Source organism: Phocaeicola salanitronis DSM 18170 (assembly GCF_000190575.1).
Taxonomy (GTDB): domain Bacteria; phylum Bacteroidota; class Bacteroidia; order Bacteroidales; family Bacteroidaceae; genus Phocaeicola; species Phocaeicola salanitronis.
In genome coordinates this window covers 155133-172221 of sequence record NC_015164.1, presented here as the reverse complement: position 1 = coordinate 172221, position 17089 = coordinate 155133, and the positions used below count along the sequence as shown (strand labels likewise).

Here is a 17089-nt window from a genome sequence, read left to right as displayed (position 1 = left end):
AAAATTACTTCAAAAAATTATTCTTGCGAGCAAAGAATTTTACTACTTTTGGGAAAGGAATATACCTGACGTAAACTATAACAACTAAAAAAGAAAGATATGGAAACACTATCCAACGACAAAGTAAGCATCCAAATCGCCGGCCACGGAGCCGAACTTGTAAGCATCGTAGCGAATGACACCGAATACTTGTGGCAAGCCGACCCCAAATATTGGGGACGCCATTCACCCGTACTTTTTCCTATCGTAGGCAGGGTATGGAATAATATTTACCGTCACAAAGGACACATTTACGAACTGGGACAACACGGATTCGCCCGCGACATGAACTTCCAGCTTACCTATGAAGAAGACAATGCACTTATCTACAGCTTGGAGAGCGATGAGGAAACATTAAAAAAATACCCGTTCCCGTTTGTGCTCGAAATAGGATACCGTTTGAAAGGAAACCGAATTGAAGTGATTTGGAGCGTACAGAACACCGGAGACGAAACCATGTACTTCCAAATCGGGGCACATCCGGCATTTTACTACCGCGACTTGGACCCGGTCACAAACGAAAGGGGATTCCTTGACTTCGGGGAAAATAAAGACACATTGGACTTTGTATTTCCTACCGAAAAAGGATGTACTTCTGAAAAGCGGAAGACGCTTACACTAAACAATGGCATGCTGGAACTGACACCCGCGACTTTCCTATGTGACACCTACATTTTCGACAATAGCCAGCTGAAGAAAATCACACTGACCGACAAGCAAAAGAATCCTTACATCAGCCTGGAATTCGAAAGCCCGCTTGTGGCTATCTGGTCACCCAGCATAGCCCATCCCGATGTGCCTTTTGTATGCATCGAGCCGTGGTATGGAAGATGTGATGCCGTAGGTTATCACGGAGAGTTCAAGGACCGCCGATGGATGCAGTCGCTCGAACCCGGCAAGAGTTTCAATGCCGGATACTCTATCATACTGGAGGACGTTAAATAACCCGCGCCCTCCAGCATGGCCAATGCTTAATTCCATGACATCAGTCAGAATGATTATTTTCACATACGACCGCACATTCGAAGGATTGCTTACGGCTCTGTTTGATGCATACGCCCGAAAAAGCTTCCCCCATGCTTTGTTGCATGAAGCAGAGCCTTTGCCTTTGTTCTATGATGAAGTGCACCGCGTCATAACCGACCTTGGCAAAGCCGAAAGAGTATGGAAAGCCTTGTGCCGGAAGCTTCCGGGACGGAACGCTACCCTACTCACTTATTGCTGGCTTTCGGAAACGCCCGAAGCCCCCATGCTCCTCTTGCGGTACATGAAAAAAGTAGTAGACTCGCCCGTCCCAATCCATACCGACTTTGCCGACCCGACCATCCTTTCCGTAACCCAACTGGGAAGGAAAGTGAGCGGAGAACGGTACCGCATCCTCCAGTTCATGCGTTTCCAAAAGCTGGCAGACGGCACTTATTTCGGAATAATGGAGCCGCTCTACGATGTCATTCCACTCACAATCGGACATTTCCGGGACCGTTTTGCCGACCAGCCTTGGATTATCTACGATGCCAAACGCAAATACGGCTATTCCTATAATGGCACACACGTCGATGAAATCACATTCACCCATGCCAGCCAAGGGGCATTGCGCACAGGGAAAGTAGACGAAAACCTGTTGGACAAAAACGAAAAACTATACCAAGCACTTTGGAAAAACTATTTCGACTCCATCTGCATCCGCGAACGGCTCAATCCCGTAAAGCACAAAAAAGATATGCCCGTCCGGTACTGGAAGTTTCTGACCGAAAAGAACGAAGGCTGAAAAGCCTCCGCCATGCATCCGCTTTCCCCCACGCAAACGCATACATAACCTAAGACATCCTGCTCCTTCCGCCAGTCCTCCCGGCAAGGACTGCAGTCCTATGCTGTAAGGACTGGAGTCCTGACCCCATAAAACTGCAGTCCTGACCTGTGAGGACCCGCCACGCAAAAGCCTGATGCCGGAGAACAAGCAGCCCGCATCGTTTATTGAGACTATGTGTCTCCCCCGTCAGAACGGGAAAAGCATCGGAAGCGCGAATACCATCACGATTCCCATGATAATCTGCAACGGAAGACCCACCTTAATATAATCCATAAACGTATATTGCCCGGCAGGCATCACCAAGGCATTGGGCGGAGTGGAAAACGGAGAAGCGAAACACATGCTTGCCGCTACGGTCACCGCAAAAAGGAACGGAACCGGACTAACCCCTATCTGCACCGCGCTTTGCAAGGCAATAGGCGCCATAAGCACAGCCGTCACCGTATTGCTGATAAACATCGTCATCAGAGAAGTGGTAAAGTAAATTCCAGCCATCAAAGCTATGGGTCCGTAAGCCCCCAACCCGCTCACCAAGGAATTGGATATGGATTCGGAAGCGCCGGTTTTCTCCAAGGCAAGCGACATGGGAAGCATTGCGGCAAAAAGCACGATTGTTTCCCAGTTAATCGTCTTATATGCAGCCTCCACATTGCGGAAGCACCCCGTAAGCACCATGAGCATGGCGGCTATCATCACCGCCGTAACGGGAGCCACCGGAATAAAGTCGAACACCATCATCACCACCATCAAAACCATAATAAACGCTGCCACCGGTGCCTTGTAATCCAGTGTCACCTTGGCGGCTTCGGCAAGCGGCTGCCCCAATACGACCCAATCGGTATCTTCCTTGGTCAGCCGGGCTATGTCCTGCCATTGCCCTTGCACAAGCAACACATCGCCGTTATGCATCCGCTCGTTGCCAAGGTCTTGCAAGATGTATTCTTTCTTCCGGCGGATGCCCAGCACATTCACATTGAACTTATCGCGGAAACCGGCTTCTTTCACCCGCTGATTGAGGATGTTGGAGGTAGGCATCAACACAATTTCAGCAATGCCGATGTCGTAAAAGCCCAATGAGCGTTCGCCATTGCCAGCTTCCTCGGTGGCATGTCCGTCCATCATCTCCAGCCTGCACTCGCCGGCAAAACGGTTTACCGCCGAAGCGTCTCCGTTAATATACAATACGTCATTCGCCTGAATAACCGTATCCGCCGAAGCCAGCTTCTGCGTAACCGTCTTCAGGAAACGGTGTTGCGATGCTTCCCCACGGCGCACCTCCAGAATATTCAGTCCATAACGCCGCCTCACATCCAGCGTCTGCACCGTTTGCCCTACGATATCCGAAGCGGCATCTACCCGCAGGCGGAACAGGTTGTGCGCCAAGCCATACTCCTTCACCAGTTCGCTCAACGATTTTCCGGAAGAAACCTCCTCGTCCTTCTTCTTCCTTTTCGAAAGGAACCATTTGGTAAGAGGCAACAAGACCAGAATACCGGTCAACATGCAAATCAAGCCCACCGGCAAGAACGAGAAAAACGACAAAGGCTCGAATCCGGCATGCACCAACGTATCCTGGATAACCAAGTTGGGAGGCGTACCGATAAGCGTCATCATGCCTCCCATGCTGCTTGCAAAGGCAAGAGGCATCAACAAACGTCCGGGATTCATGCCCGCATTTGCGGCAAGGCTTACTACGATGGGGAGCATCAGGGCTACCGTTCCCGTATTGCTCACAAAAGCTCCGATAGCCGAAGTGACCAGCATGACCAGCAAGAACAACCTCAGCTCGCTTTTTCCGGCAAGCTTCAGGATGCGCGAACTAATCATCTTCGCCAACCCGGTCTGGAAGATAGCGCCGCCTACTACAAACAGTCCTACCATCATTATCACCACCGAATTGGAAAAGCCCGATAAAGCTTCTTCGGGGGTAAGAACCTGAAATACCAACAAGCCTATCAAGGCACAAAGCGCCACGATATCCGAACGGACCTTTCCCGAAACGAAAAAAGCCGCCGAAAGCACCAATATAATTAATGTAACCAGCATAATAAATCAACTATTTAAATGACTATCATTCACCGCAGAAGAAACAGAAGCCTTTTCTTCCGCATCAAGGAACAAATGTTCGGGATACCCCACATCGACCAGAAAAAGGGCATTTCCGGGCACAGACGTACCCGCACTGCACCGGTTTTTCGCTTCTATTACCCGGCGGAACCCTTCTATGGTGAGCTTCCCCCTCCCTACTTCGACCAGCGTACCTACCACCGCCCGCACCATATTGCGCAAGAACCGGTCTGCCTGAATGGTAAATACCCATTCATCCGCTCCCGTCTGCTCCCAGCGGGCATACAGGATGCGGCAATTGTTGGTCTTCACATCGGTATGCAACTTGCTGAAGCTCGTAAAGTCGGTATACTCGAAAAGCACGGAAGCGGCTTCGTTCATCCGCCCGAAGTCAAGCGGCTGGAACACCCGCCACGCATAATGCCGGAGAAAAGGATTCTTGCTTGTCGTGACATGATACTGATACTTCCGATAAGTAGCGTCAAAACGGGCATGGGCATCGTCCGCAACCCTCCGCATACGGTATACCGCAATGTCGGGCGGAAGCAAGCGGTTGAGTTTGCCCACCCATATAGCCGCATCCGCCAACGCATCTATATCCGCATGCGCCACCATCAGGCTGGCATGCACTCCCGCATCCGTGCGTCCTGCCCCCACCACTTCTACCGGACGGCGCATCAAGGTAGAGAGCGCTTTCTGCAACTCTTCCTGCACACTCGCCCCGTTGGGCTGGATTTGCCAGCCGTGATAATTCGTACCGTCGTATCCTAAATACATGAAATACCGTGCCATACGCTCACCGTGCCGTTATGTGAAAACATCCTTGACGCAACTCGTACTTTACGTAACACCGGTCGGCTTTCCGCAAGTCACGGAGCACTTCCGAGAGCACCATCTTCAACGTATCCGCCCCCACATCCTGCATGGGGCGTCCTTCGGGATGCTCTACTTTCACAAACCGTTTCCAACTGACATCGAACGTGGTTCCATAAAAATGACACGAATTAAGCGAAGCATTCCCGTTGGTGCGGCGCAAGCGTTTCACATCATCTTTGGTACGCAACACCGAGGTCACGATTATCTTGTTCGGGTTCAGCCCCTTCTGCTTCAACGAGTCGAGAAAATTGACGCCAATGGTATCAAGCAAGGCTTCGGCTTTCGGGATGAGGTAAGGAATGGAGTGAGTCAACGAATCCACATCGTACCGCTCGCACGGAGCGATTCGGGTAAGGTGGGAAGATTCCACCTCGTCTTCGGCGTCCTTTCGCGATGCTATCGGACGGATGCCGATACGCTTCGCCGTTGCAAGCTGCACATCGTTCAAATCATTGAAACTCCGTTTATAACTCACCACCCCCCGTATATTGTGAGGGTTGTTCAGCACGATTGTGCGGTCGGGCTCCATACAGCTTCCCAAAAGCAGCAGGAATCCGCACACAATCAAGCTTATATCCGATATTTTCTTCATACTTTCCCATTTTAAGACACGCAAAGATAAGGATATTCGATGAAACACAAGATGAAAAAAGAAAGAATTTGCCCGATAAGGCGTTTGTAGATTCAAAGGAATGATTAAATTTGCAGAAAATTTAATTACGAGCAAAGACTGAATGATAGAAAAGCATATCGTACTGGAGGATACCGACCCGGTAATCTTCTATGGCGCCAATAACGCCAACATGCAGATGATTAAGGCATTATTCCCCAAGCTGCGCATCGTGGCGCGCGGAAATGTCATCAAAGTTATGGGAGATGAAGAAGAAATGTGCGCTTTCGAAGAAACCGTTCTGGACTTGGAGAAACATTGCGCACAATACAATTCATTGAACGAGGAAGCGATTCTGGACATTATCAAAGGGAACAAGCCTGCGGTAGAAAAGACGGGCGATGCCATCGTATACAGCGTGACGGGAAAACCGATTACGCCCCGAAGCGAGAACCAGTTGAAGCTGGTCAAGGAATTCGAGAAGAACGACCTGACTTTCGCCATCGGGCCTGCCGGTTCGGGAAAGACCTATACGGCGATAGCCCTTGCCGTGCGGGCGTTGAAGAACAAGGAAATCAAGAAAATCATCTTAAGCCGACCGGCGGTAGAAGCCGGCGAGAAGCTGGGTTTCCTTCCCGGAGACATGAAAGACAAAATCGACCCGTACCTGCAACCGCTTTACGATGCCCTGCAAGACATGATTCCGGCAGCCAAACTAAAGGAATACATGGACTTGAACATCATTCAGATTGCTCCGCTCGCTTTCATGCGCGGACGGACGTTGAACGATGCCGTGGTGATTCTCGATGAGGCGCAAAACACCACAACCCAACAAATCAAGATGTTCCTTACCCGCATGGGCTTGAACACAAAGATGATTGTAACGGGCGACATGACGCAAATAGACCTTCCCTCGCACCAGACTTCAGGCTTGATACAAGCCCTGAAGATTCTGAAAGGAATAAAAGGCATCAGCTTCATCGAGCTGAACAAGAAAGACATCGTGCGCCACAAGCTGGTGACCCGCATTGTGGAGGCATACGAAAAGTTCGAAGAAGAGATAAAGGCAACAAAGCAACAAGCTGACAAGGGAACAAGGTCCTGATTTGTTTTACCAACGGCATTCAGAACCTCGCCAACTTGTCAACCGAAGCTTGTCAACTAAAAAAAATACACCTATAATATATATAGCAATATGAGTAAAGCTTTAACAAAAACCGATTTTCACTTTCCGGGACTGAAAAGTGTTTATCATGGCAAAGTACGTGATGTGTATAACATCAACGATGAAAAACTGATTATGGTAGCTACCGACCGCATCTCGGCTTTTGATGTGGTTTTGCCCGAAGGCATCCCCTATAAAGGACAGATGCTGAACCAGATAGCAGCCAAATTCTTGGATGCTACCGCCGACATTTGCCCCAACTGGAAACTTGCCACTCCCGACCCGATGGTGACCGTAGGCGTATTGTGCCAGGGATTCCCCGTCGAAATGATTGTACGCGGATACTTGTGCGGAAGCGCATGGCGTGCCTATAAGAGCGGAGTACGCGAGATTTGCGGCGTACGCCTTCCCGACAACATGCGTGAGAACGAGAAGTTCCCCCACCCGATTATCACTCCTACCACCAAGGCCGAAATGGGCATGCACGACGAGGACATCTCGAAAGAGGAAATCCTTGCCCGCGGACTTGCCACTCCCGAAGAATATGAAATTCTGGAACGTTATACCCTCGCCCTTTTCGAACGCGGCACACAAATCGCAGCCGAAAGAGGACTGATTCTGGTAGACACGAAATACGAGTTCGGAAAGCACAACGGACAGATTTACCTGATGGACGAAATCCATACGCCCGACTCCAGCCGCTATTTCTACTCGGAAGGCTATCAGGAACGTTTCGAGAAAGAATTGCCCCAAAAGCAATTATCGAAAGAGTTTGTACGCGAATGGCTGATGGCAAACGGCTTCCAAGGAAAAGAAGGGCAACAGGTGCCCGAAATGACTCCCGAAATCGTAAACTCTATCAGCGACCGTTACATCGAGCTGTTCGAACACATCACAGGCGAACCGTTTGTAAAAGCCGATACTGACCACCTTGCCGAACGTATCGAAAAGAATGTGATGGACTATCTGATGGAATGATAACAATGTGAGAATGTGAGAATGTGACAATGTGCTAATGCGAGAATGTGCTAATGTGGGAATATTTTTTCTATCAGCACATTGTTCATTAGCACATTAAAAACTCATTGACACATTAGCACATTGTTCATTATAACAATTAGCACATTAAAAAACATGACTCATTACCCCCAAGAGAAAATCAAACCTTATAATGAAAGCGAAGGGAAGGCGGCGCAGGTAGAGAAGATGTTCGACAACATCGCCCCTGCCTACGACAAACTGAACCACCTGCTCTCATTGGACATTGATAAAAGCTGGAGGCGTAAAGCAATCCGCCTGCTCAAGCCTTACCGCCCTCAACACATCATGGATGTAGCTACAGGCACGGGCGACTTTGCCATACAGGCATACCACATGCTCCAGCCCGAAGAACTGATAGGAACAGATATATCGGAAGGGATGATGAACGTGGGAAGAGAGAAAGTGAAACAGGCAAACCTGGAAGCACATATCTCTTTCGCCAAAGAAGACTGCACCGCCCTTACCTTTCCCGATGCCCGTTTCGATGCCATCACCGTGGCTTTCGGAGTGCGTAATTTCGAGAATCTGGACAAAGGGCTGCAAGAAATGCATCGGGTGTTGATTCCGGGCGGACATCTTGTGATATTGGAGCTATCCGAACCCGAATGGTTCCCGATGAAGCAACTTTATGCCCTCTACTCGAAAGTGGTTATTCCGAATTTAGGAAAACTATTCTCTAAAGACCGTAGTGCCTATACCTATCTGCCCAATTCCATCAAGGCTTTCCCTCAGGGAGAAGTGATGCAAGGCATCCTCCGCAAGGCGGGCTTTCGGGAAGTGGCATTCAAAAGGCTGACCATGGGCATCTGCACGCTATACTTTGCAACTAAATAACCCGTTTAGTTTTTAAGTTTTTAAGTTCTTCATGCATAACAGGAATTAATAAACTCAAGAACTTAAGAACTCAAAAGCTCAAGAACTTAAAAAACTTATATTCATGAAAAAATTTGGTTTGATAGGTTATCCGCTCGGACATTCTTTTTCCAAGAACTTTTTTAATGAGAAATTCGCATCGGAAAACATTGACGCGCAATACATCAATTTCGAGATACCAACCATCGAAGACTTTCCCAAAGTCGTGACAATGAATCCCGATTTATGCGGATTAAATGTCACTATTCCTTACAAAGAGAAAGTTATCTCCTTCTTAGACCGGGTAGACCCGGTAGCCGCCAAAATCGGTGCGGTCAATGTCATTAAATTCGAACAGGTTAAGGGGAAGCTAAAACTGGCAGGATATAATTCGGACGTTATCGGCTTTACCCGTTCGATAGAGTCGTTGCTGGAATCATACCACAAGAAAGCGCTCATCCTGGGGACCGGAGGATCTTCGAAGGCTATCAACTATGGATTGAAAGAATTAGGGCTGGAAACGCTTTTCGTATCCAGAAACCAGCACAACGAACAAACGATTACTTACGATGAGCTTACTCCCGAAATCATGGACGAATACAAGGTCATCGTCAATTGTACCCCTGTGGGAATGTACCCGCAAGCAGACCAGTGCCCGAATATTCCTTACGAATGCCTTACTTCCAAACATTTACTCTACGACTTGCTTTATAATCCCGACACGACACTCTTCATGAAAAAAGGAAGTGACCGGGGAGCCGCTGTAAAAAACGGACTCGAAATGCTCTTGCTCCAAGCCTTCGGGTCATGGGAAATATGGAACCAATAAGTGAGTACAAAACAGAATGGGTTTGCGAAAATGGAATGGAACACAGAGACACAAAGGCACAGAGTTTTTTTAATTGACAATTGATAATTACCGTGTCTCTGTGTGCAATAAAAAATCACACGGAATGGATAAGAAAAAGAAAAAAGCCCTCGTCATAGGTGGAGCCACCTTGCTCCTCCTTATCGGACTGTCCATCGGAGCAGGGCTGTATATGCTCGACTTCTCCCTCCGCCCCGTAAACCGCGGGAAAGACATGGAAGGCTCGATGGCATATATGCGCCAGACATACCCGCACATCGTGCCTTGGATAGACAGCCTGACCCGATGCCAAGCCCTGCGCGACACCTTTATCACCGCTCCCGACGGCATCCGTATGCACGCTTTTTATGTACGGGCACCGCAACCTACGGCACATACTGCCGTCATCGTACATGGTTATACAGACAATGCCATCCGCATGTTCCACATCGGATACCTTTACAACCGTTCTTTAGGCTACAACATCCTCCTGCCCGACTTGCGTTATGCGGGATTGACCGAAGGCAACGCCATCCAAATGGGATGGCTCGACCGGAAAGACGTGATGCAATGGATAGATGCCGCCCCGCACATCTTCGGCGACTCCATCCGCACCGTAGTACATGGCATTTCCATGGGAGCAGCCACTACGATGATGCTCTCCGGCGAAACGCTCCCCGACTATGTACGGTGCTTCGTAGAGGATTGCGGATACACCAGCGTATGGGACCAGTTCGAAAAGGAACTGAAAAACCTGTTCCACCTGCCCGCCTTTCCCTTACTATACGTGACGGAATGGATATGCCAACTTCAAAACGGATGGAACTTCCACGAGGCATCCGCACTGAACCAGATAAAGAAATGCCACAAACCCATGCTTTTCATTCATGGAGAGAAAGACGACTTTGTGCCCACACGGATGGTATACCAGCTTTACGAAGCCAAACCTCAACCTAAGGCGCTATGGATAGTTCCGGAGACAGACCATGCACATTCGTACCGTAACTATCCCGAAGCGTACACCGAAAAAGTAAAAGCGTTTGTTATGCCCTGCCTTTCCAATGAAACGGAAATTGGAAATTAAGAGCCTGTTTAAATTTTGCTCAGGTTAATTTTGCGAATTGTTTTCGAGGATGTTTTTCTGACTTTATGAGGAAGATAGCGGGCTATCTGACGAATAAAATCGGGAAAACAGACCGGGAACAAACGCAAAAGAACCTGATAGAATATTACTTTATTGGAAAATTTAAACAGGCTCTAAAAGAAAAGACGTATCTTTGTGAGCAGACAAAAACAGAAAAGTAAAACCAATAAAACAATAATTGTATGAAAAAAACTTGGATTATCGTGATTGTAGTACTTGTCGTACTGATAGGATACGGTGTTTCTTCGTATAACTCGATGGTGACACAAGAAGAAAAAGTGGGAACCGCCTGGAGCAATGTGGAAAACCAGTACCAACGGCGCTCTGACCTGATTCCGAACCTTGTAAATACCGTCAAGGGATATGCGGCACACGAGAAAGAAACATTCGATGCCGTAGTATCGGCCCGTGCGAAAGCGACACAAATGTCAATCGATATCGATGACCTTACGCCTGAAAAACTGGCGGCTTACCAACGGGCGCAAGGCGAGATAGGAAGCGCTTTGGGACGCTTGCTTGCCGTGACCGAAAACTATCCCGACCTGAAAGCCAACGAAAACTTCAAGGAACTTCAGGCACAACTGGAAGGCACGGAAAACCGCATCAGCGTAGAGCGGCGCAAGTTCAACGAAACGGCACGCGAATACAACACCGCCATCCGCCGTTTCCCGAAAAACATCTTCGCAGGTATCTTCGGATTCGAGAAACGCCCGTACTTTGAAGCGGAAGAAGGAGCCGATCAAGCCCCTGAAGTCAAGTTCTAACCCTCGCCTATGAAAAAACAGTTGTTACTCTTCTTGCTATCCGCCTTTGTACTTTGGACACAGGCCAAGGTATACAAGGTAGAAGACATTCCCATGGTACACCTGCAGGATGCCCGGCGCTACGTAAGCAACCCCGACGGCATCTTGAGCGAAACCACGGTATATGCCATTGATACGGCACTGTATGCCCTCGAACGCAAAACGGGAATACAGACTTTGGTAGTAGCGGTAGGGCAAATAGAAGGCGGAGACTGTTTTGATTTCGCCTACCGGTTGGGAAGGGAAAACGGAGTAGGCAGGAAAAAAACCGACAAAGGGTTGGTCATCCTGCTCTCCACAAGCGAAAGGTGCATCCAGTTCGCTACGGGATACGGACTGGAAGGCGACCTCCCCGATGCCGTATGCAAACGGATACAAGTGCGCTACATGAACCCGCATTTCGGTAAAGACGAATGGGATGCAGGCATGTTGGCAGGCATCCAAGCCCTGTGCGCCCGATTAGAAGAAACCGGCTCCCCCGCCCAGCCTTCCGGAGAAAGCGAAGACGATACCCTGCTCCTGTTTACGATTTTCTTCTGTTGCTTCATCCTTGTGCCCCTGTTCCTGTGGCTCAGCGCCAAGCAGCGCAAACGTTGTCCCCAGTGCCATAAATACAAGCTCCGCCAGATTTCCGTACAGAACTTTTCACAAGAAGGCGAGCGCATAGAAGAAACAACATACGTATGCGGGAATTGCGGCAATGTGGTGCGCAAGCAACGCCGTATACGTGACGATGACGATTTCCACCACCGCGGCGGAAACGGCTGGCCCTTCTTAGGCGGTCCGTTCTTCGGAGGCGGAGGAGGACATGGAGGCGGAGGCTTCGGCGGAGGAAGTTTCGGAGGAGGAGACTTCGGAGGCGGAGGCGCAGGAAGCAAATTCTAATTCACCACAGAGGAATTGATAATTGACAATTTCCATACCGGAAATTGAAACGCAGATTAACGCAGATTAAATATCAGAACACAGACAACACTGAAAATAAATTATAAAATAATCTGCGTGAATCTGCGGAAATCTGCGTTTCAAAGACTCAAAAACCTAAAAACTTAAAACTCAAATGAGCAACACTTTTGGAAACATATTCACATTAACCAGCTTCGGCGAATCGCATGGGAAGGCAATCGGAGGCATCATAGACGGATTCCCCGCAGGCATCCGCATCGATGAAGACTTTGTGCAGAACGAGCTTGCACGCCGGCGCCCGGGCCAGTCCGCCCTTACTACCGGACGCAAGGAAGCCGACACCGTAGAATTCCTTTCGGGCATCTACGAAGGGGTGTCAACGGGATGCCCCATCGGGTTCGTGGTATGGAACACCAACCAGCATTCGTCCGACTACGACAACATGAAAGATGTATTCCGCCCCTCACATGCCGATTTCACCTATACGCAGAAATACGGCATACGCGACCATCGGGGCGGAGGGCGTTCCTCTGCACGCGAAACCATATCCCGCGTTGTAGGAGGCGCTTTGGCGAAACTAGCGTTAAAAGAGATAGGCGTACAGATTACGGCATTCACGTCACAAGTAGGCACACTGGTGTTAGACAAAAGCTATACCCAATACGACTTGCGACACATCGAAGACAATCCGGTGCGGTGCCCCGACCCCGTATTAGCCCGGCAAATGGAAGAGCTTATCCTCCGGGTAAAGGGTGAAGGCGATACCGTAGGAGGAACGGTAAGCTGCATCATCCAAGGATGCCCTGTCGGACTGGGAGAACCCGCCTTCGGAAAGCTTCATGCCGCATTGGGGAATGCCATGCTAAGCATCAACGCCGCCAAAGGATTCGAATACGGGCAAGGATTCGGAAGCATGGAACTGAGAGGGAGCCAGCAAAACGATGTGTTCTACAACGAAAATGGACATATTGCCCTGCACACCAACCGCTCGGGAGGCATTCAGGGAGGCATCAGCAACGGAGAAGACATCTACTTCCGTGTAGCGTTCAAACCCGTAGCCACCATTCTCATGGAACAGCCCACGGTAGATAAAGAAGGAAACGAAACCATCCTGAAAGCCCGCGGGCGCCACGACCCTTGCGTATTGCCCCGTGCAGTCCCCATTGTAGAGGCGATGGCTGCCATGACCATCCTCGACTATTACTTATTGAACAAAACCACCCGAATGTAAACCTCTCACCACAGATTACACAGATTTAATTAACAATTAACAATTAATAATTTGGTCACGCCGGATGTCAGTTTTTCGTATAGAACAGAATATACAATTATTATTTATTAACTATTAATTATTAATTAAATCTGTGTAATCTGTGGTGAAACAAAAACACACAATTACATGGAAATCAAGCAATACATCCAAGAAAACGAAGCGCGGTTCCTCGACGAACTGGCCAGCCTGATCCGCATCCCCAGCATCAGCGCCCTGCCCCAACACAAAGAAGACATGCTCGCCTGCGCCGAACGCTGGCGCCAGCTGCTGCTGGAAGCCGGAGCCGATGAGGCAATGGTTATGCCTTCGGAAGGCAATCCGTTAGTGTATGCCGAGAAACGCATTGACCCGAACGCACCTACCATACTGGTCTACGCCCACTACGACGTGATGCCCGCCGAACCGCTGGAACTTTGGAACAGCCAGCCATTCGAACCGGAAATCCGCGACGGACGCATCTGGGCACGCGGCGCGGACGACGACAAGGGGCAATCCATGATTCAGGTAAAAGCATTCGAATACATGGTGCGCGAAGGCCTGCTCCGCCACAACGTGAAATTCATCTTCGAAGGCGAGGAAGAAATCGGTTCGCCCAGCCTGAACGCTTTCCTCAAAGAACATCGCGAACTCTTGCGTGCAGATGTGATTCTTGTATCAGACACCAGCATGCTCGGAGCCGATCTGCCTTCGCTCACCACCGGCCTGCGCGGCCTGGCATATTGGGAAATCGAAGTGACAGGACCCAACCGCGACCTCCACTCGGGACATTTCGGCGGAGCGGTGGCAAACCCCATCAACGTGTTGTGCGGACTGTTGGCGAAGGTGACCGATGCCGACGGACGCATCACCATCCCGCATTTCTATGACGATGTAGAGCCGGTACCCGAAGCCGAACGCCGGATGATAGCCAGCATCCCCTTCGATGAAGAAGCCTACAAGGCAGCTATCGGGGTGAAAGCCCTGAAAGGCGAAAAGGGATATTCCACGCTGGAACGGAACAGTTGCCGTCCGTCATTCGATGTCTGCGGCATTTGGGGAGGGTATACAGGCGAAGGTTCGAAAACGGTGTTGCCATCCAAAGCATACGCCAAGGTGTCATGCCGCCTCGTACCCCACCAAAACCACGAAACCATCTCGCGCCTGTTCACCGGCTATATCCAAAGCATCGCTCCCGAATACGTACAAGTCAAGGTAACCCCGATGCACGGCGGCGAGGGCTACGTATGCCCCATCACACACCCTGCTTACGTGGCAGCGGAACAAGGATTCGCCAAAGCATTCGGCAAGCAGCCGTTGGCGGTACGGCGCGGAGGAAGCATCCCCATCATCAGCGATTTCGAGCAGATTCTCGGCATCAAAACCATCCTGATGGGCTTCGGGCTGGAGAGCGATGCCATCCATTCGCCCAACGAGAACTTCCGCCTCGACATCTTCCGAAAAGGAATCGAAGCGGTTACAGAATTTTATAAGGCATTGGACTTATAAGCCCATAATCAGCAGCATCCGTCTTATGTCAAAACCAAGCCGTTTGCGTCTGCCAAGCCCTCGGAAAAGGCGAACGGCATGACGCTCATGCAAAACAAGCACCGTTGGCTGATGATGCGGATTACAAATCCACACATGGATTACGCTGGATTACAAATCCAGCGTGACAAAAGAATGAAGAATCGCTTCGCCCGCATGGAATTCTTCATTCTTCACTCTTCATTCTTCATTCCTCCGTCTTCCTCCGGAAAATCTTATAGCCTATCGCGGCAATGAGCACCGACATAAACGGGGACAAGATATTGAAAAAGCAATAAGGAAGGTACTCCAGCGTCGGCACCTTCAAGACCGTGGCTTGCGTCATGCCGCACGAATTCCACGGGATGAGTACCGAAGTGACCGTAGCCGAATCTTCTACCGCACGGCTCAGCAAACGGTTTTCGTACCCTTTCCGCTCATACAATTTCTTATACAGGCTGCTGGTCAGCAGAATGGAGATATACTGGTCGCCCGTAACGACATTACACATTACTCCGGTCCCAACCGTAGCCCCGACCAGCGTAACCGCCCGATGAGCCAAGCGCGCGAACAATTCGGTGAGGCTCCTCAACATGCCGCTTCCTGCCAGCACGCCTCCGAACGTCACCGAGCAGATAATCAGGAAAACCGTATTGAGCATGCCCGTCATACCGCGCGTGGCAATCAACGAGTCGATGGCGGCATTGCCGGTCTGAATGGCGGTAGAGCCGTAAAACGTGACGGCCACCCCCTTGCAGGCATCCCAAAACGAAAGCCCCGGATAAGCCGAGGCGGGCAAATCGGGATGAGCTACCGCCCACACCGCCTGAGGCTGGAAAAGAAGCGCGAAAACCGCCGCCATTACCGCCGCACAGAACAGCGTCAGGATAGCGGGCACTTTCTTCACAATCAGCACCCCCGTAAGCACCGGGACCGCCAGCAGCCAGGGAGTGACATGGAAAGCGGCTTCCAATGCGCCGGCAAACTCATCTGCCTGCGACGCTTCTACCGGCGGATGCATCAGGCTTGCCGCCAGAAAGACAACCAGCGTAACAGCCAGCGAAGGAACCGTGGTAATCATCATATAGCGGATATGCGTAAACAAGGGAGTCCCCGAAGCGGAAGAAGCCAGCACCGTCGTATCGGACAAAGGGGAAATCTTATCCCCAAAATACGCTCCCGACACAATGGCTCCTGCCGTCCAGCCGGGATCGAACCCTTGGGCAATCCCGATGCCAATCAACGCCACGCCGATGGTCGCAATGGTAGTCCACGAACTTCCCGTCATGACCGATACCAACGCGCATATCACGCACGCCGCCGCAAGAAACACCGCCGGATAAATGATTTTCAAGCCGTAACAAATCAAGGCGGGCACAATGCCGCTCACCATCCATGTTCCGGCTATCGCGCCGATAAGAAACAGAATCAGAATAGCCGACCCTACGGCACGGATGTTATCCAAAATGCACGTCTCCAGCCTGTTCCATGAGGCTTTGTAAACAAACATGGAAATAGCCGCTGTAACAGCCGTTGCCAGCAACAGACACACCTGGCTTCCGCCCAAAAGCGCATCCGCCCCAAAAATCTTGATTACGACCACTAACGACAGGGTCAATACCCCAAAAGGCACCAGCGAAACCTGCCACGAGGGCAGCCGGCGCATAGTAGATTGCACTCGCTCGTTTGTATCCATATTTTTCTATCAATTAATAACGGAACACAGAGACACGGAGACACAGAGGAATATTGTATTTGGATATCCGCAAACATCCCATGTAGGGGCGTATCGCATACGCCCGAATGCGCCAACTAACCCATGCGGATGTTTTCGGGGCGTATGCGATACGCCCCTACAAGGCAATTGGGTAGAATGCGAATATTCATAATATAGTTAATCGGAAATGGATTGCGAAAAATCAATGTGATTCTTTATCGAACACAGAGACGCAGAGACACGGAGAAATAATTATACAGAAAAAGCAAAGATCATAAAGTCAGCACTTTGCACCGTGAACTCTGTTCTCTCAAAGAAATAAAACTCTGTGCCTTTGTGTCTCTGTGTTCCAATCCATTTTTCGCAAACCAATTTTGTTCTACTATAATTTATTTTTCAATGTCCCATTTACTATTTTGATATGAAACCGTACTCC

The 17089-nt window shown here is 49.9% G+C and carries 15 protein-coding genes; 11 read left to right on the top strand and 4 right to left on the bottom strand.

The window, feature by feature from the left end:
- Nucleotides 1–99: 99 nt before the first annotated feature.
- Both BACSA_RS00775 and BACSA_RS00770 read left to right on the top strand, forming a co-directional pair.
- Nucleotides 100–984 carry an aldose 1-epimerase family protein gene (locus tag BACSA_RS00775; RefSeq protein ID WP_013616224.1) on the top strand — a complete coding sequence of 295 codons (885 nt, stop codon included), beginning with the start codon at nucleotides 100–102 and terminating at the stop codon, nucleotides 982–984.
- A gap of 49 nt (nucleotides 985–1033) precedes the next feature.
- Entirely contained in the window at nucleotides 1034–1807 is a 774-nt protein-coding gene (locus BACSA_RS00770; protein ID WP_041584142.1) for a TIGR03915 family putative DNA repair protein, read from the top strand.
- A gap of 228 nt (nucleotides 1808–2035) precedes the next feature.
- On the opposite strand, the gene BACSA_RS00765 is transcribed toward BACSA_RS00770, so the two are convergent.
- Genes BACSA_RS00765 through BACSA_RS00755 form a run of 3 tightly spaced genes read right to left on the bottom strand, consistent with a single transcriptional unit; the run spans nucleotide 2036 to nucleotide 5321 of the window.
- Complete coding sequence (locus tag BACSA_RS00765) at nucleotides 2036–3895, bottom strand: SLC13 family permease (protein WP_013616222.1); 1860 nt, start codon at nucleotides 3893–3895, stop codon at nucleotides 2036–2038.
- Between the two features lie 6 nt (nucleotides 3896–3901).
- Nucleotides 3902–4708 carry a tRNA pseudouridine(38-40) synthase TruA gene (gene truA, locus BACSA_RS00760; protein ID WP_013616221.1) on the bottom strand — a complete coding sequence of 269 codons (807 nt, stop codon included), beginning with the start codon at nucleotides 4706–4708 and terminating at the stop codon, nucleotides 3902–3904.
- A gap of 4 nt (nucleotides 4709–4712) precedes the next feature.
- A complete protein-coding gene (locus BACSA_RS00755; protein WP_394358876.1) occupies nucleotides 4713–5321 on the bottom strand; it encodes a DUF5715 family protein in 609 nt (202 codons plus the stop codon).
- Between the two features lie 205 nt (nucleotides 5322–5526).
- On the opposite strand from BACSA_RS00755, the gene BACSA_RS00750 reads away from it, so the two are divergent.
- The 9 genes from BACSA_RS00750 to BACSA_RS00710 all read left to right on the top strand — a co-directional run bounded on the left by BACSA_RS00750 (nucleotide 5527) and on the right by BACSA_RS00710 (nucleotide 14918).
- Nucleotides 5527–6507 (top strand): PhoH family protein, encoded by a 981-nt coding sequence (locus BACSA_RS00750; protein ID WP_013616219.1) that lies wholly within the window; start codon nucleotides 5527–5529, stop codon nucleotides 6505–6507.
- Between the two features lie 90 nt (nucleotides 6508–6597).
- Complete coding sequence (locus tag BACSA_RS00745; protein WP_013616218.1) at nucleotides 6598–7545, top strand: phosphoribosylaminoimidazolesuccinocarboxamide synthase; 948 nt, start codon at nucleotides 6598–6600, stop codon at nucleotides 7543–7545.
- 156 nt (nucleotides 7546–7701) lie between these two features.
- Complete coding sequence (gene ubiE, locus BACSA_RS00740) at nucleotides 7702–8442, top strand: bifunctional demethylmenaquinone methyltransferase/2-methoxy-6-polyprenyl-1,4-benzoquinol methylase UbiE (protein ID WP_013616217.1); 741 nt, start codon at nucleotides 7702–7704, stop codon at nucleotides 8440–8442.
- Nucleotides 8443–8545: 103 nt separating this feature from the next.
- The gene (locus BACSA_RS00735) at nucleotides 8546–9289 is read left to right on the top strand and encodes a shikimate dehydrogenase family protein (RefSeq protein WP_013616216.1); all 744 of its coding nucleotides are present in this window, start codon (nucleotides 8546–8548) and stop codon (nucleotides 9287–9289) included.
- A 124-nt stretch (nucleotides 9290–9413) separates the two neighbouring features.
- Entirely contained in the window at nucleotides 9414–10391 is a 978-nt protein-coding gene (locus tag BACSA_RS00730; RefSeq protein ID WP_013616215.1) for an alpha/beta hydrolase, read from the top strand.
- A 242-nt stretch (nucleotides 10392–10633) separates the two neighbouring features.
- Nucleotides 10634–11215 (top strand): LemA family protein, encoded by a 582-nt coding sequence (locus BACSA_RS00725; RefSeq protein ID WP_013616214.1) that lies wholly within the window; start codon nucleotides 10634–10636, stop codon nucleotides 11213–11215.
- A 9-nt stretch (nucleotides 11216–11224) separates the two neighbouring features.
- On the top strand, nucleotides 11225–12139 hold the full coding sequence (locus tag BACSA_RS00720; RefSeq protein ID WP_013616213.1) for a TPM domain-containing protein: 915 nt from the start codon (nucleotides 11225–11227) through the stop codon (nucleotides 12137–12139).
- A gap of 175 nt (nucleotides 12140–12314) precedes the next feature.
- Complete coding sequence (gene aroC / locus BACSA_RS00715) at nucleotides 12315–13391, top strand: chorismate synthase (RefSeq protein WP_013616212.1); 1077 nt, start codon at nucleotides 12315–12317, stop codon at nucleotides 13389–13391.
- Between the two features lie 168 nt (nucleotides 13392–13559).
- Entirely contained in the window at nucleotides 13560–14918 is a 1359-nt protein-coding gene (locus BACSA_RS00710; RefSeq protein WP_013616211.1) for a dipeptidase, read from the top strand.
- 226 nt (nucleotides 14919–15144) lie between these two features.
- On the opposite strand, the gene BACSA_RS00705 is transcribed toward BACSA_RS00710, so the two are convergent.
- Nucleotides 15145–16602 carry a Na+/H+ antiporter NhaC family protein gene (locus BACSA_RS00705; protein ID WP_041583809.1) on the bottom strand — a complete coding sequence of 486 codons (1458 nt, stop codon included), beginning with the start codon at nucleotides 16600–16602 and terminating at the stop codon, nucleotides 15145–15147.
- Nucleotides 16603–17089 lie beyond the last annotated feature (487 nt).

Excerpts from the sequence above, each read along its gene's own strand:
- truA (WP_013616221.1), bottom strand. The coding sequence starts at position 4,708 with ATGGCACGGTATTTCATGTATTTAGGATACGACGGTACGAATTATCAC.
- BACSA_RS00710 (WP_013616211.1), top strand. The coding sequence starts at position 13,560 with ATGGAAATCAAGCAATACATCCAAGAAAACGAAGCGCGGTTCCTCGAC.
- BACSA_RS00735 (WP_013616216.1), top strand. The coding sequence starts at position 8,546 with ATGAAAAAATTTGGTTTGATAGGTTATCCGCTCGGACATTCTTTTTCC.
- BACSA_RS00705 (WP_041583809.1), bottom strand. The coding sequence starts at position 16,602 with ATGCGCCGGCTGCCCTCGTGGCAGGTTTCGCTGGTGCCTTTTGGGGTA.
- aroC (WP_013616212.1), top strand. The coding sequence starts at position 12,315 with ATGAGCAACACTTTTGGAAACATATTCACATTAACCAGCTTCGGCGAA.
- BACSA_RS00725 (WP_013616214.1), top strand. The coding sequence starts at position 10,634 with ATGAAAAAAACTTGGATTATCGTGATTGTAGTACTTGTCGTACTGATA.
- BACSA_RS00765 (WP_013616222.1), bottom strand. The coding sequence starts at position 3,895 with ATGCTGGTTACATTAATTATATTGGTGCTTTCGGCGGCTTTTTTCGTT.
- ubiE (WP_013616217.1), top strand. The coding sequence starts at position 7,702 with ATGACTCATTACCCCCAAGAGAAAATCAAACCTTATAATGAAAGCGAA.
- BACSA_RS00745 (WP_013616218.1), top strand. The coding sequence starts at position 6,598 with ATGAGTAAAGCTTTAACAAAAACCGATTTTCACTTTCCGGGACTGAAA.
- BACSA_RS00750 (WP_013616219.1), top strand. The coding sequence starts at position 5,527 with ATGATAGAAAAGCATATCGTACTGGAGGATACCGACCCGGTAATCTTC.
- BACSA_RS00730 (WP_013616215.1), top strand. The coding sequence starts at position 9,414 with ATGGATAAGAAAAAGAAAAAAGCCCTCGTCATAGGTGGAGCCACCTTG.
- BACSA_RS00720 (WP_013616213.1), top strand. The coding sequence starts at position 11,225 with ATGAAAAAACAGTTGTTACTCTTCTTGCTATCCGCCTTTGTACTTTGG.
- BACSA_RS00755 (WP_394358876.1), bottom strand. The coding sequence starts at position 5,321 with ATGGAGCCCGACCGCACAATCGTGCTGAACAACCCTCACAATATACGG.
- BACSA_RS00775 (WP_013616224.1), top strand. The coding sequence starts at position 100 with ATGGAAACACTATCCAACGACAAAGTAAGCATCCAAATCGCCGGCCAC.
- BACSA_RS00770 (WP_041584142.1), top strand. The coding sequence starts at position 1,034 with ATGATTATTTTCACATACGACCGCACATTCGAAGGATTGCTTACGGCT.